At 65.2% G+C, this 12,530-nt stretch carries 12 protein-coding genes; 3 read left to right on the top strand and 9 right to left on the bottom strand.

What is annotated here, in order from left to right; genetic code table 11:
- Window positions 1–109 precede the first annotated feature (109 nt).
- On the bottom strand, window positions 110–910 hold the full coding sequence (locus tag EGT50_RS14975) for an alpha/beta fold hydrolase (protein WP_127955460.1): 801 nt from the start codon (window positions 908–910) through the stop codon (window positions 110–112).
- A 109-nt stretch (window positions 911–1,019) separates the two neighbouring features.
- On the opposite strand from EGT50_RS14975, the gene EGT50_RS14970 reads away from it, so the two are divergent.
- The 3 genes from EGT50_RS14970 to EGT50_RS14965 all read left to right on the top strand — a co-directional run bounded on the left by EGT50_RS14970 (window position 1,020) and on the right by EGT50_RS14965 (window position 3,969).
- A complete protein-coding gene (locus tag EGT50_RS14970; RefSeq protein ID WP_127955459.1) occupies window positions 1,020–1,958 on the top strand; it encodes a methionyl-tRNA formyltransferase in 939 nt (312 codons plus the stop codon).
- 208 nt (window positions 1,959–2,166) lie between these two features.
- Window positions 2,167–2,340 (top strand): hypothetical protein, encoded by a 174-nt coding sequence (locus tag EGT50_RS17080; protein ID WP_164873425.1) that lies wholly within the window; start codon window positions 2,167–2,169, stop codon window positions 2,338–2,340.
- Between the two features lie 135 nt (window positions 2,341–2,475).
- Complete coding sequence (locus tag EGT50_RS14965; RefSeq protein WP_127955458.1) at window positions 2,476–3,969, top strand: alpha,alpha-trehalose-phosphate synthase (UDP-forming); 1,494 nt, start codon at window positions 2,476–2,478, stop codon at window positions 3,967–3,969.
- A 106-nt stretch (window positions 3,970–4,075) separates the two neighbouring features.
- On the opposite strand, the gene EGT50_RS14960 is transcribed toward EGT50_RS14965, so the two are convergent.
- The 8 genes from EGT50_RS14960 to EGT50_RS14925 are packed head-to-tail and all read right to left on the bottom strand — an operon-like array spanning window position 4,076 to window position 12,528.
- Window positions 4,076–4,567, bottom strand: coding sequence for a h domain protein (locus tag EGT50_RS14960; RefSeq protein WP_127955457.1), 492 nt, complete (start codon window positions 4,565–4,567; stop codon window positions 4,076–4,078).
- A complete protein-coding gene (locus EGT50_RS14955; protein ID WP_235870770.1) occupies window positions 4,564–5,409 on the bottom strand; it encodes a hypothetical protein in 846 nt (281 codons plus the stop codon). Before EGT50_RS14955 ends, EGT50_RS14960 begins: the two co-directional genes overlap by 4 nt.
- Window positions 5,376–6,788: an MCE family protein gene (locus EGT50_RS14950; protein WP_127955456.1), complete on the bottom strand. Its 1,413-nt coding sequence runs from the start codon at window positions 6,786–6,788 to the stop codon at window positions 5,376–5,378. The genes EGT50_RS14955 and EGT50_RS14950 overlap by 34 nt, the downstream gene beginning before the upstream one ends.
- Window positions 6,785–7,984, bottom strand: a complete 1,200-nt coding sequence (locus EGT50_RS14945) for an MCE family protein (protein ID WP_127955455.1) — start codon at window positions 7,982–7,984, stop codon at window positions 6,785–6,787. The genes EGT50_RS14950 and EGT50_RS14945 overlap by 4 nt, the downstream gene beginning before the upstream one ends.
- Window positions 7,981–9,276, bottom strand: a complete 1,296-nt coding sequence (locus EGT50_RS14940; protein ID WP_127955454.1) for an MCE family protein — start codon at window positions 9,274–9,276, stop codon at window positions 7,981–7,983. Before EGT50_RS14940 ends, EGT50_RS14945 begins: the two co-directional genes overlap by 4 nt.
- On the bottom strand, window positions 9,273–10,325 hold the full coding sequence (locus tag EGT50_RS14935) for an MCE family protein (protein ID WP_127955453.1): 1,053 nt from the start codon (window positions 10,323–10,325) through the stop codon (window positions 9,273–9,275). The genes EGT50_RS14940 and EGT50_RS14935 overlap by 4 nt, the downstream gene beginning before the upstream one ends.
- Window positions 10,322–11,347: an MCE family protein gene (locus EGT50_RS14930; RefSeq protein ID WP_127955452.1), complete on the bottom strand. Its 1,026-nt coding sequence runs from the start codon at window positions 11,345–11,347 to the stop codon at window positions 10,322–10,324. Before EGT50_RS14930 ends, EGT50_RS14935 begins: the two co-directional genes overlap by 4 nt.
- Entirely contained in the window at window positions 11,347–12,528 is a 1,182-nt protein-coding gene (locus tag EGT50_RS14925; protein WP_127955451.1) for an MCE family protein, read from the bottom strand. The genes EGT50_RS14930 and EGT50_RS14925 overlap by 1 nt, the downstream gene beginning before the upstream one ends.
- Window positions 12,529–12,530 lie beyond the last annotated feature (2 nt).

Here is a 12,530-nt window from a genome sequence, read left to right as displayed (position 1 = left end):
GCACCGTACGAGACGGCCGCAGAAAACGAACTTTAGGATAGGCTAACCCACGTCGTCGCGACCATCTGCCCGCTCACCCCGCTCGTCCGGCGAGATCCGCCGCCCGAAATCAGCCGGCGAGGAAGTCCAGGATCACCTTGTTCACAGCCTCGGGGCGCTCGAGGTAGCCGTAGTGCCCGACGTCGGAGATCTCCTGGTAGAGAGCGCCCGGAATGGCGTCCGCAACCTCCTTCGCGAGGTAGGCGGGGATCATCCGGTCGTCCGCGAAGCCGACAGCCAGGCAAGGGCGGGTGATGCCCCGGTAGGCGCCGCGCCGGTCGAAGTCGCGGTCCATCGCCAACTGTGCGCGCAAGCCAGGCGAGGTTTCTCCACCGGAGAACTCGAAGACGTCGAGCCAGTCGCGGGCCGCGTGCTGGTCGGCGAGCGTCGCGGGCGAGAGATTCATGACCGCGGTCACGGCCGCGCGGTACTTCGACGGCAACGTGATGCCGGAGTCCATCAGGTCGCGTTCACCCTCGTTGAGGGTTTGCTGGAAACGGTCCATTCGCGCGTGACTGGCGAGGAAGACGGCCCTGTGAACGAGTTCGGGTCGCGCGAGCGCCAGCTCCTGCGCGATCCGGGCGCCCATCGACGTGCCCACGACGTGCGCGGAACCGCCGAGCAGCTCGATCAGGCCGGCGGTGTCGGCCACCATGTCCTCGATGGCGATGCCGTCGGCGCTCTCCCCCGACGGGGCGATGCCGCGGTTGTCGAACGTGCACACCCGGTAGCCGGCAGCGACCAGCGACGGGACTTGGTGCAGATCCCATACACGGCCCGGGCTGCCCGTCCCCATGATCAGGACGACGAGGTCTCCCTCGCCCTTGACCTGGTAGTTCAGGGGAATCCCGTTGACGGTCGCAATGGGCATGTCGGCCTTCCTCGTGCTGCGTTCACTCCATCGAATAGGGTTGGGTAACCTAATTCATCGTCGTCGCGAGTGGCGGCTGTACCGGCACAACCCGACCAGGAGGATCGCGTTGAGAGTCGCCACGCTGGGCTACCAAACCTGGGGCCACCGTACCCTGCAGGCCGTCCTCGACTCCGATCATGAGGTGGTCCTGGCCATCACCCACCCGAAGAGTGAGCACGCCTACGAGAAGATGTGGGCGGACTCGGTCGCCGACCTCGCCGCCGAGCACGGGGTCCCTGTTCACATCGCGAACCGACCCGACGAAGATTTCAAGGCCGCGCTCAAGACAGCCCAGCCGGACATCATCGTCGCCAACAACTGGCGGACGTGGCTGCCGCGTGACGTGTTCGACGCGCCGCGCTACGGCACTCTCAACATCCACGACTCGCTGCTACCGAAGTACACCGGTTTCTCCCCGCTGATCTGGGCGCTCATCAACGGCGAGGAAGAGGTGGGCCTGACCGCACACCTGATGGACGAGGAACTCGATGCAGGCGATATCGTCCTGCAGCGCCGTACCCCAGTCGGCCCGAAGGACACCGTGACCGACCTGTTCCACCGCACGGTGGACATGATCGGCCCCATCACGCTCGACGCGCTCGCGCTCATCGAGTCCGGCCGAACCGACTGGACGCCGCAGGACCGCTCGAAGGCCACGTTCTTCCACAAGCGCTCCGAGGAGGACAGTCGCATCGACTGGACCTGGCCGGCCGACGCCATCGAGCGTCTGGTGCGCGCCCAATCGGATCCCTACCCCAACGCGTTCACCACGTTCAAGGGCCGGCGGATTCGGGTGTTGCGGTCGTCGGTGTCGAAGGGCAACTACGGCGGCACCCCGGGCCGCGTGTTCATCCACGAGGGCGACGGCATGGTGATCGTGGCCGGACCCGACGCCCGCACGGGGCAGAACAAGGGTCTCGTCATCGAGCGCGTTCGCCTCGACGACGGCACCGAGGTGCCGGGCCGAGAGTTCTTCCCACATGGAGGCGGGTATTTGGGGCGCTGAAGCCCAGCTGAGGTCGCCGAGCCCCCGCCCCGGCGGCCAATACAGCACCGAGGAGCCAGAACGGTTCCCCGAATCCCTCGAGTGAACACATATCACTGGAGTGAAAACACCCTTACGGGACGGCAAGTAGCGCCGACCGGTGCCGTTCTCATAGAGTCGCAGTCAGAACCGCCTGCGGAGAAGTCCCAGCAAGCCCGGAAGGAACAAGATGGCCGCGAAGACGACCACCGAGAACGACATCGCGGATGAGGACCTCGAGCCCGTAGCCGACGAGACCGCCCGGCAGGCCCAGCGCGTCGTCGCTGCTTACGCCGCCGATGCCGACGAATGCCGGATGCTGCTCTCGATGCTCGGGATCGGCCCGAACCCGAAGAGCGACTGACCCCGACTTCCAAGAACGGCAGCTTCCCGAACACGACACAGCACGAGCAAACACAACACAGACAAAACAGAAGGAGCGGGAAATCCGGTGACTGCGCCCTCGGGATCGACTACGAGTTCCGAGGGTTCCGTATCTGTGGAAGCATCTGCGGAGGCCGACAACGCAGGTAGCACCGGATCCAAGTTCGTCGTCGTCGCGAACCGGCTCCCGGTCGATCTAGAGAAGCTGCCCGACGGTACGACCCGCTGGAAGCGCAGCCCTGGCGGACTCGTCACCGCGCTGGAGCCGATCCTGCGCAGTAACCAGGGCGCCTGGGTGGGCTGGCCCGGTGTCGCCGACGTCGACCTCGACCCGATCGTCGAAGACGGTCTCGATCTCTACCCCGTGCGGTTGAGCGCGCAGGAAGTCGCCGACTACTACGAGGGCTTCTCCAACGCCACCCTCTGGCCGCTGTACCACGACGTCATCGTCAAGCCGGAGTACCGGCGCGAGTGGTGGAACGCGTACGTCGAGGTGAACCGTCGCTTCGCGGAGGCCACATCCTCAGCGTCCGCCGAGGGCGCCACGGTGTGGATCCAGGACTATCAACTGCAGCTGGTACCGAAAATGCTGCGGATGCTGCGCCCCGACCTGACCATCGGCTTCTTCCTGCACATCCCGTTCCCCCCGGTCGAGCTCTTCATGCAGATGCCGTGGCGACGTGAGATCGTCGAGGGGCTACTCGGGGCCGACCTCATCGGTTTCCATCTCCCAGGTGGCGCACAGAATTTCATGTACCTGGCCCGTCGCCTCGCGGGGCAGCAGACCTCCCGCGGAGCTGTCGGAGTCCGGTCCAAGCTGGGCGTGGTGCAGGTCGGGTTCCGCACCGTCCGCGTCGGCGCGTTTCCCATCTCGATCGACTCGGGCCAGCTCGACGACTTATCGCGACGCAGGTCGATTCGCCACCGTGCCAAGCAAATTCGCAAGGAACTCGGTAGCCCCAAGTACATCATGTTGGGCGTCGACCGCCTCGACTACACCAAGGGCATCGATGTCCGGCTCGACGCTCTGTACGAACTTCTCGAGGAGGGGCGCATCGACCCCACCGACACGGTCATGGTCCAGCTCGCGACCCCGAGCCGCGAGCGTGTGGAGAGCTATGTGCAGATGCGCGGCGCGATCGAACAGACCGTCAGCCGCATCAACGGCGAGTACGCCCAGGTCGGCCGGCCGGTCGTGCACTACATCCACCGTCCCATCGGGCGCGACGAGCTGATCGCGTTCTTCGTTGCCGCCGACCTCATGCTGGTGACACCCCTGCGCGACGGAATGAACCTGGTCGCCAAGGAGTACGTGGCCTGCCGCAGCGACCTAGGTGGCGCGCTCCTGTTGAGCGAATTCACCGGCGCCGCAGCAGAACTCCGTCAGGCATTCCTGTGCAATCCGCATGACCTCGACGACGTCAAGGACAAGATGGAGGAGGCGCTCAATCAAAAGCGTGAGGACGGCCGCCGCCACATGCGTGCCTTGCGCCGCCAGGTCCTCGCGCACGACGTCGACCGCTGGGCCCGCTCGTTCCTCGACGCACTCGGGCAGCATGGCGTCGCCGGGTCTGCACTGCTGCCGTCCGACGGCGAGATCAGCGAATAGCTCTGTCGCCGAACAACCCTGCCAACCATACGACTCTGTCACCTGACGACGAAGGGCTCCCGCTTCGCGCGGGAGCCCTTCTCGGGTCGGTCGGTTCGCTGATCAGCTACACCGGTGTCAGCCGCCCTGTGAGCCAACGGTCGCCTTCCTTGTGCATGTACATCCGCACGCGGCTGCCCGTGGTGGCCGCATCGGGCGACTCATCGCTCGTCGTGATCTGATTGACGAACAGCAGCACCACCGCATCCTCCGGGGTTGCGGAGACGATCGAGCCCGCCTGCACGGTGGCCTCGACGGTGATCTTCCCCTCCTTCGCCCCCGGCGCAATGGTTTCCTGCACCAGCTTGTCGTACTCGTCCTTGAAGTCCCCGGTGAGTCCGTCTGCCGCGGCCGCCAACTGCTCGTCCACGTCGTTGTAGTTGTAGGAGAGCATCGCGGTCGCCTGGTTGGTCGCCGCCTGGACAGCATCGATACGGGCCTGCTCGGTAGCGCGATCGTCCAGATACCCCTTGGACAAGATCCCGACGCCGACGACGAGCGCGAGAACCACCGCTCCGGCGACTGCCGCCAGCACCTTGGTCAGTGTCTTGTCGATCATGGCACGAACTCCACCTGCGATGCCGTCATGACCCCTCCGTCGTCGGTGACCGTGACCCTCATCCGGAAGTCGCGGGGCCCGCCCTGGGTGCCGTCGGGAGTGCTGACGTCCGCACGCGCGGCTACGAGAACCTTTGCGGTGTTGCCGTCTTCGCTCTCGATCCCCGCCTCCAGGATCGTCCCGACCGTTGTCACACCCGCCTCCTTCACCACGCTGACGAAGGGGTCCACCCGACCGTCGAACTCGGCCTCGAACGCGCCGCTCGCACCGGCGAGGATCTTGTCCACGTCCTCCTCGGCCGTCTCCGGCTTGATCGTCGTCAGATTGAGCACCGTCTCACGAGCGACCTTCACGACCGCGTCTCGGTGCGCGTCGCGCTCGTCGGCAGCGTTCTGCTGGAAGAACAGCCAACCGCCCGCACCGAGGAGCGCGACGACGAGCGCCGCCCCGGCCGCGATGGCGGCGAACAGTCGACCACTCCGCGCACCCCTGCCGGTGGTCGTGGCCGGGTGGTCACCGGAATCCGTCTCGGCCTCGGGCCTTTCGACCGCCGCGGTTTCGCCGGTCGTGGTCGCCGTCTCGTGGTCCCTGTCCGACGAGTCCTTCTCCGACGGCTTCTCTTCCGACGACTCGTTTGCCGACGACTCCTTCTGCGACGACCCCTTCTGCGACGACACCGTGGCCTCGGCGCCCTCGCCGATCTCGGGAACTCGTGTTTCACCGACAGGCTTCGAGGGGATGGTCCCGTTCGCGGGCCCGGCACCGCGGCTAGCTCGCCGACGCCGCGGGCGCTCTTGTGCGTCCAGTGTCAGTCCTGCTGACGTGTCATCATCGTCTGCCACGTCGTGTCCTCTCTCGGTGTTCCATCCGCCAACCCGGGCTGCGAGTACAGCAGACCGTCCGGTCCGGTGTACTTACCCGTCGTCGGGTCGTAGGGGCGGGCCGTGGCCGGCACGGACGCCCCGTCATAGGCCGCCGGGGCGGTCGTGTAAGAGGGTACAGACGGATCCTGTGGTGGCCCACTGGGCGGGTTGTTGCCCTCCGGAACGAATCCCGTATCGCTACGGCACTCCTCGGGAGACGGCGCCCGCCTACCCGGGACCTCCATGCACGGGTAGTTACGCGCGCCGCGGACCGTCGTCGGATCGTCCTGGGCCGCCTTGCAGAACAGGTCCGTTGGGGTGGGGGGAACCGTCCGCTCGTTGGCTGCTCGCCACTGATCGGCGGGGAGGAAGCCGGTGGTGCACGGCGGCGGATCGTTCAATTCGAGGGCGAAGTTCACGATCGCACCGTCGTCGATCGGCCCCTTGAGCGCAGATGTCACCAAAGCCGCCACCAGTGGCGGGTAGATCACCAGCACCTGCTCGATGCTCTTGTGGTAGATCGTGGTGACCTCGCCGACACTCACAAGGTTGGCCAGCAACAACGGCAACGTCGGCTGGAGACCCTGGAACAGCTCAGTGGCCTGCGCGCCCGCGTCCGGGGCTGCCTCCAGCACACCACGGATCTGAGGGTCGCTGGCACGCAGCTGATCCGAGAACGTCACGAGATCCCGCGTCCACGAACGGATCGCGTCGCTCGTGTCCAGCTGCGTATCGAGAAGCCCTTCCGCCTGTTCGATCAGAGTCTTCGTCGCGTCGACGTTGTTGTTCGCCTCCTGGACGAACAGGCGCGCCGAGTCGATCAACCGCTGCAGGTCCGGACCGGCGCCATTGAACGCCCGGAAGGACTCGTCTACGACCATGCGTAACTTGGTATTCGAGATGCTCTGGACCAGAACGTCCGCCTGATCGAGCATTTCGCCGACATCCTGCGGAACCGAGGTGTCCTCGACCGGGATCACGTCACCGTTCGCAAGGAACGGTTCGGAGTCGGTGCGCGGGATCAGATCCACGTACTGCTCACCGACCGCAGACACGCTCTTGACCGCCGCATCCAAATCCGCCGGAATGCGGTAGCCGCTGCTGATGGACAGTTTCGCATCCACACCGTCCTCGGTGAGCACCACGTCCTCGACCTTGCCGACATTGGTGCCACGGAACGCGACGTTGGCGTTCGAGTACAGTCCCCCGGTCGACGGCAACTGCACTGTCACCCGGTACTGACCGATCCCCAGCATTGCCGGCACCTGCACGTACTGGGTGGTCATCACCACCAGACCGACCACCGTGAGGATCGAGAAGATCACCAGCTGGACACGGACGAACTTCGAGAGGTTCATGGCGTCGGCGCTCCTCCGGGCGAATCACTTTCTGCCGATACAGGTGTCGGCTCAGGCTGGATCAGGTCGGGCCCGCTCGGCTCGGGAATGCCGAGCGGATCGTTCGCCTGCCCTGCCACACCCGCGATCGAGCCCAGCGCGCCCTCGAGGCCACCGAGCGTTACGCCCAGACCGGTATCTGCCAGGAAGTTATCGTCCAGTCGCTGATTGGTCAGGTCGATCATCATGTTCAGGTTCGCGTAGTCGCCCTGAAAGACCTGATCGATGGTCTTCATCGAGAACGGGAAGGTGAGCAGCAGCGACAGCACCTCCGTCAGCGAGTCACCGGTACCGGCCAGCTCCGCCAGAACCGGTGACAGCGAGGCGAGGTTCGATTTCAGGTCGTCGCCACTCTCGTTGATCACTCGAGTCGCGGTGTCGCTGAGGTCGCCGAGGGCGATGAGCGCGTTGGTCAGGTTCTGTCGCTGCCCCACCAGCACCTCGAGCGCCGGCGGAACATCGTCCAGGGCCCGGGTCAGGATATCGGTCTGGGCGTTGACGGTTCCGGCGAGTCGATCGATACCCTCCATCGCGGAGACGATCTCGGCGCGCTGACCGTCGAGGCTGCCGACGAGTTGGTCGAGTTGCGGCAGCAGGTCGCGGATCGAGTCCTCGCGTCCGTTCAGGGCCGCGTTGAGTTCGCGTGTGACGTCGTTGATCTGGGCGAGGCCTCCACCGTTGATCACCACCGACAGCGACGACAGCGTCTGCTCGGTAGTCGGATACGCGCCCGCCCGCTCGAGCGGGATCACATCCCCGTCCCTCAGGGTGCCCTCCGGTGCCACACCGAGCGGCGGCGCCAGTTCGAGATGCTGGGATCCGAGCAGGCTTGTCTGCCCGATCTTCGCGGTCGCGTTCGCGGGCAGATGCACATCGGGGTTCAGCGACACGGTGACGAGTGCGTGCCAGTCCTGCACCTCGATGCCGGTGACCGCACCGACCGCGACATCGTTGACCCGGACCGGCGAGTTCTGCGACAGCGTAGTCACATTCGGCATCTCGATCTGAACGCTGTACGCCCCTTCCCCGCGGCCTTCGGTGCCGGGCAACGCCACCGAATTCAGCCCGTTCCACGCGCACCCCGACACGGCCAGCGTCAACGTCACGGCGATGGCGGACGCCGTCGCGACGCGGGTGCGTTTGCCACGCTCGATCATCGCCCACCTCCGGGATTGAGTAGCGCCCCGAGACCGTTCGGCACAGAGACCGTCGGCAGGGCGGCCAGCGGGCCGGCGATGGTCGTGGGCGCCGAACGCGTGGGCACCTCACTCGCCAGGCTCGGCGGGCTGAAGGCGATCTGGTCGGGCCGGGCGGCCTGGGAGATCGCGGGATTGGTCAGCAGGCCCGGGTAGTTCGTAGCGACCGAGTTGAGGACCGGGCCCAGGTACTGCGCGCACAGTTCGGCCGACCGATCCGAGTCGTTGGTCTCGAGCCCCGCGATCAGGCCACACACCATGGTGATGGGGTTCCGCGCATTGCTGGCCGCGAGCACCCCGTTCAGGGATCCCTGCTTGGGACTGTAGAGGTTGTTGAAGTTCGCCAGTGCGTTCGGCGCGATGTGCAGCACCAGCTCGAGCTGCGATCGCTTTTCGGCGAGAACGGACGTCACGTCCGCCAGCCGGCCGACCTGCTCGGTCAACGATTCCCGGTTCTCGTTCACGAACCGGTTCACCTCGCCGATTGCGACATCGAGGTCCTGCAGGGCTCTCCCGAGTTCGTCGCTGGTCTCCGCGAGTAGTGACGACACCGATTGGAGTCGGCCTCCGAACTGCACGATCTGCTCATCGCTGGCGGCCAGCGCGGACACGAACTGCTGCAGGTTCCGAACGGTCCCGAACAAGTCTGTCCGACCGTCCGACAGCGTCTCGATCGTGTCGGAGAGCTCGACCAGGGTATCGCGCAGTGCATCGCCGTTGCCGTCGAGGTTGTCGCCCACGGTGTCGATGAAGTTGCCGAGCGAACCCTGGTCCGCGGCGCCCTGCGGCCCGAGTGCGTTCGACAACCTGGTCAGCTCGGCCTTGATCTCGTCCCACTCCACCGGAACCGCAGTACGTTCGAGTGGGATCTCGCTGCCGTCGGCCATTTCCGGACCACCCGTGTAGACAGGGGTCAGCTGGATGAACCGCGCCGCAACGAGACTGGGCGCGATGATCACAGCCTTGGCGTCGGCCGGAATGTCCACGGAACGGTCGACATTCATGACGACCGTGGCACCGGTGCCGTTCGGGTCGATGCTCTCGATAGTCCCGACTTTCACCCCGAGCACCCGGACGTCGTCACCGGCGTACAGGCCTGTGGTGGAGAGAAAGTGGGCGGTGATCGTGGTCTTCCCTAGACCCGGGAACAGATAGAGGACGCCGGCAACGAGGACGGCGACGGCGACAACCGCGGCACCGCCGACGATCAGCCACCGCTTCCTCGGATTCGTCTGCTTCTTGTCGTCGCTCATCGGTTCGGATCCTGGAGTTGGGTCGTCAGCGGCGGGAACTGCTCCAGGTCCTGCGGGACGTGTTCGGGCCACACCAACTGATCGACGAACGTCTGGGTAAGGGCTCCGACACTGAAGTTCGCAACGTAGGCCATGAAGAACGGGCCGCTGCCGACGGCCTCGCCGAGTGAACGCGCATAGGGGCCCAGCCCGTCAATGGCCCGGCCGATGTTGTCCTTATTGTTCTGCAGGTTGGCAACGACGGCGTTCAGCTTGTCGAGGGTCGGCTTGATCTGCTGCTCGTTGTCGTGCACCAGACCGGTGAGCTGCTGGGAGACGGCGGAGACGTTGGTGATCAGCTCACTGATCGCGTTACGCCGGCGATCGAGTTCGCCGAGCAACAAGTTGCCGTCGAGGATCAGTGCGTTGATCTGATCGCTGCGGTCCGCGAGGATCTCCGTCACGCCTTCGGCCCTTGCCAAGAGTTCTTCCAGGGACTCATCGCGCGAGTTGATGCTCTGCGACAAACGGGTGACACCGTCGAGTGCCGCCCTGAGTTCGGGCGGTGTGTCGGTCAGCGAGTCCGATATCGCGTTGAGAGAGTCGTTCAGCTGGTTCGTGTCCAAGTCGGAGACCGTCGCGGTCAGATCCCCTAACGCGTCGTTGAGCGAGTATGGGGAATTGGTGCGTGTCAGAGGGATTGTGCTGCCCACCCGCATGACGTCGGACCCCTCGGGAGTCACCTGCAACGACTTTCTTCCGAGGATCGTGTTGGTCTTGATGTCGGCGCCGGTGTCGTCACCGAGTCGAATACCCTCGTTCATCGAGAAGGACACCCGCACGACGCTCCCGTCGAGTTCGACGTCCTCGACCTTGCCGACGTTGACACCGGCGACGGTCACGAAGTCACCGGGAAGCAGACCACCCGCGTCCTCGAAGAGCGCCTCGTAGCGCACACCGCCGAACAGGAATGGCAGCCGGTCGTACTGCAGGCCGGCCAGGACCAGCGCCGCCGAGACCGCCACGCCGATGATGCCGGTCCGCAGGAGATTTCGTTCGCGCGTGCTCACTGCATCTCACACCTTCCGGTCGTCTGTTCCGGAGTAGTCGGCAGATCCACTCGCAGCTCCTGCCCCTCCGGTCCGGAGAACTTGAATGCCACCTCGCACGTGTAGAACTGGAAGAAGCCGCCGTAGGTGCCCGTCCGGATCAGCTTCGTGTACGCGTCGGGCAACCGTTCGAGCACCCAGTTGATTTCGTCCTGGCCGTTCTGCAGATTCGTGGCGAGGTTGCCCGCCTCGGTGATCGTCGATTGCAGGTCCGGGCGCGTGCCTTGCAGGAGCACCGCCAGATCATTGGTGGACGTGGCAATCCGGGGAATCGCTGCGCCGATCGGATCCCGGTCCTGAGCCAAGCCGCTGACCAACTGCTGAAGCTGATCGATCGTGGACGAGAACTGATCGCCCCTGTCATTGATCGTCTTCAAGGTGGCGTTCAGGTTGTTGACGACGTCCCCTATCAGCTCGTCCCGGTCCGCGAGCGCGGAGGTGAACGAGCTGGTGCTGCCCAGCAACGACACCAAGGTGCCCCCCTGGCCCTGCAGAACGTGCAGCAGAGAGCCGGTCAAATCGTTGACCTGATCCGCGCTCAGACCGCGGAGCAGTGGTTTGAATCCGCCGAGCAGCAGATCGAGGTCCAATGCCGGCGCGGTCTGGGACTCGGGGATCGTGCCGCCCTTGGCGAGCGTCTCGGCGGATCCGGCTCCCTCCATGAGCTCGAGATACCGGTCGCCGACGAGGTTCTCGTAGCGGACCGTGGCCCGGACGCTCTGCAGCAACGGGTACTGGGTATCCACGTTGAAGCTCACGTGCGCGAGGTTGTCGGAGCCCACCTTGACATCGTTGACCGAGCCAACGGGGACCCCGGCGATCCGCACCTTGTCGCCGGTCTTCAGACCGGAGGCGTTGGTGAACTCAGCGCGATAGCCGACGGTGCTGGTGAACCGTGCCTGGCTGAAAACGATAGCCAGGCCGGCGAAGACCAGCACCATCACCGTAGCGAAGGCGAGCAGCTTCACCGTCGTCGCACGCATCAATTCTGCCCCTCCTGTGGGGCAATGCCCCCATACAGCCACTGGAACAGCTTGGGCACGTTCAGCGAAGCCTCGGTCGACGGCACGTACGGCACGATCGCGGTATCCGCGACCACGAACGGCGCGTCGCCGTCACGCCTTGGATCGAAGTCCGGCAGACCCCAACAGTTCGGTCCGCCGGTGGCGTTGACCACCGGGAGGTTGTCCGGGTAGGTGTAGGGCTCGAATCCGGGTATGAAGCTCGCGCTCATCGCGAAGCCAGGCTGGTTGCCGCCCTCGATCGCCTCGGCGGCGGGGCGAGCATTGTTGAGCCCGACGATGGTGCAGGAGATGCTCGGCGAGTACCCGGCCAGTAGGGCCGTCGTCGGTTCGAGCAGCGCGAGCGATCGGGTCAGGTCTGCCTCGTTGTCGGTGAGCACCAGGTTCCCGGTCCTCGCCAACGCGGCCACGTTCTCCAGCGTCATTCGCAGGTTGTCCCGCTCGTCGGCGAGGGTGCCGCTGGTCACAGTCGCATTGTCGAGAAAGGCCATCAGGTCGGGTGTGACGTCCGCGTAGAGGTTGGCCACGATCGCCGTCGAATCCAGGTCCGCCTGAAGTTGAGGCAGTACCGGATTGATCGTCTTGAGGTAGGCGTCGGACTCGGAGAGAAGCTGGCCCAGATCGTCGCCGCGACCGTTGAGCGCCGACGAGATGGCTCCGAGTGTCGCGTTGAGCTTCTCCGGTTCGATCTGCTGAAGCAACTCCGACAGGTGCTGGAACAGCGTGTTGAACTCGACCGTCACGCTGTTCGCGCTGATCACGGCACCCGGCTGCAACGACGTCCGCGACGGATGCTCGGGCGCAACGAAATTGACGTACTTGGCACCGAACACGGTGGTGGACTTGATCTCGACGGTCGAGTTCGACGGGATGAGATGCATCTGGGACGGATCGATGTCCAATCGGAGCTCCGCCTGACCGCCGATCTCGTCGATGGAGGCCACACGGCCGACTTCGACGCCGCGCATCTTGACTTTGGCGTCGGGATCCATGACCAGACCCGAACGAGGCGCGGTCACCGTCACCGGCTCGCTCCTCGTGAAACCACCGACGAACATCGTCAACGCCAGCACAACGATCGCCACCAGACCGAACACCATCACGGTCGCGGCGAGTTTCGTCTTCCACCTTGCTTCGGGCATGG

It is taken from the genome of Rhodococcus xishaensis, assembly GCF_004011825.1.
Classification (GTDB): domain Bacteria; phylum Actinomycetota; class Actinomycetes; order Mycobacteriales; family Mycobacteriaceae; genus Prescottella; species Prescottella xishaensis.
Note: the sequence above shows the minus strand (reverse complement) of the source record. Positions and strands in the feature narration are given on the sequence as shown.

Bases quoted from the DNA above. Each gene is read 5' to 3' on its own strand.
- EGT50_RS14945 (WP_127955455.1), bottom strand. From the start codon at position 7,984: ATGATCGAGCGTGGCAAACGCACCCGCGTCGCGACGGCGTCCGCCATC.
- EGT50_RS14930 (WP_127955452.1), bottom strand. From the start codon at position 11,347: ATGCGTGCGACGACGGTGAAGCTGCTCGCCTTCGCTACGGTGATGGTG.
- EGT50_RS14940 (WP_127955454.1), bottom strand. From the start codon at position 9,276: ATGAGCGACGACAAGAAGCAGACGAATCCGAGGAAGCGGTGGCTGATC.
- EGT50_RS14960 (WP_127955457.1), bottom strand. From the start codon at position 4,567: ATGATCGACAAGACACTGACCAAGGTGCTGGCGGCAGTCGCCGGAGCG.
- EGT50_RS17080 (WP_164873425.1), top strand. From the start codon at position 2,167: ATGGCCGCGAAGACGACCACCGAGAACGACATCGCGGATGAGGACCTC.
- EGT50_RS14950 (WP_127955456.1), bottom strand. From the start codon at position 6,788: ATGAACCTCTCGAAGTTCGTCCGTGTCCAGCTGGTGATCTTCTCGATC.
- EGT50_RS14975 (WP_127955460.1), bottom strand. From the start codon at position 910: ATGCCCATTGCGACCGTCAACGGGATTCCCCTGAACTACCAGGTCAAG.
- EGT50_RS14925 (WP_127955451.1), bottom strand. From the start codon at position 12,528: ATGCCCGAAGCAAGGTGGAAGACGAAACTCGCCGCGACCGTGATGGTG.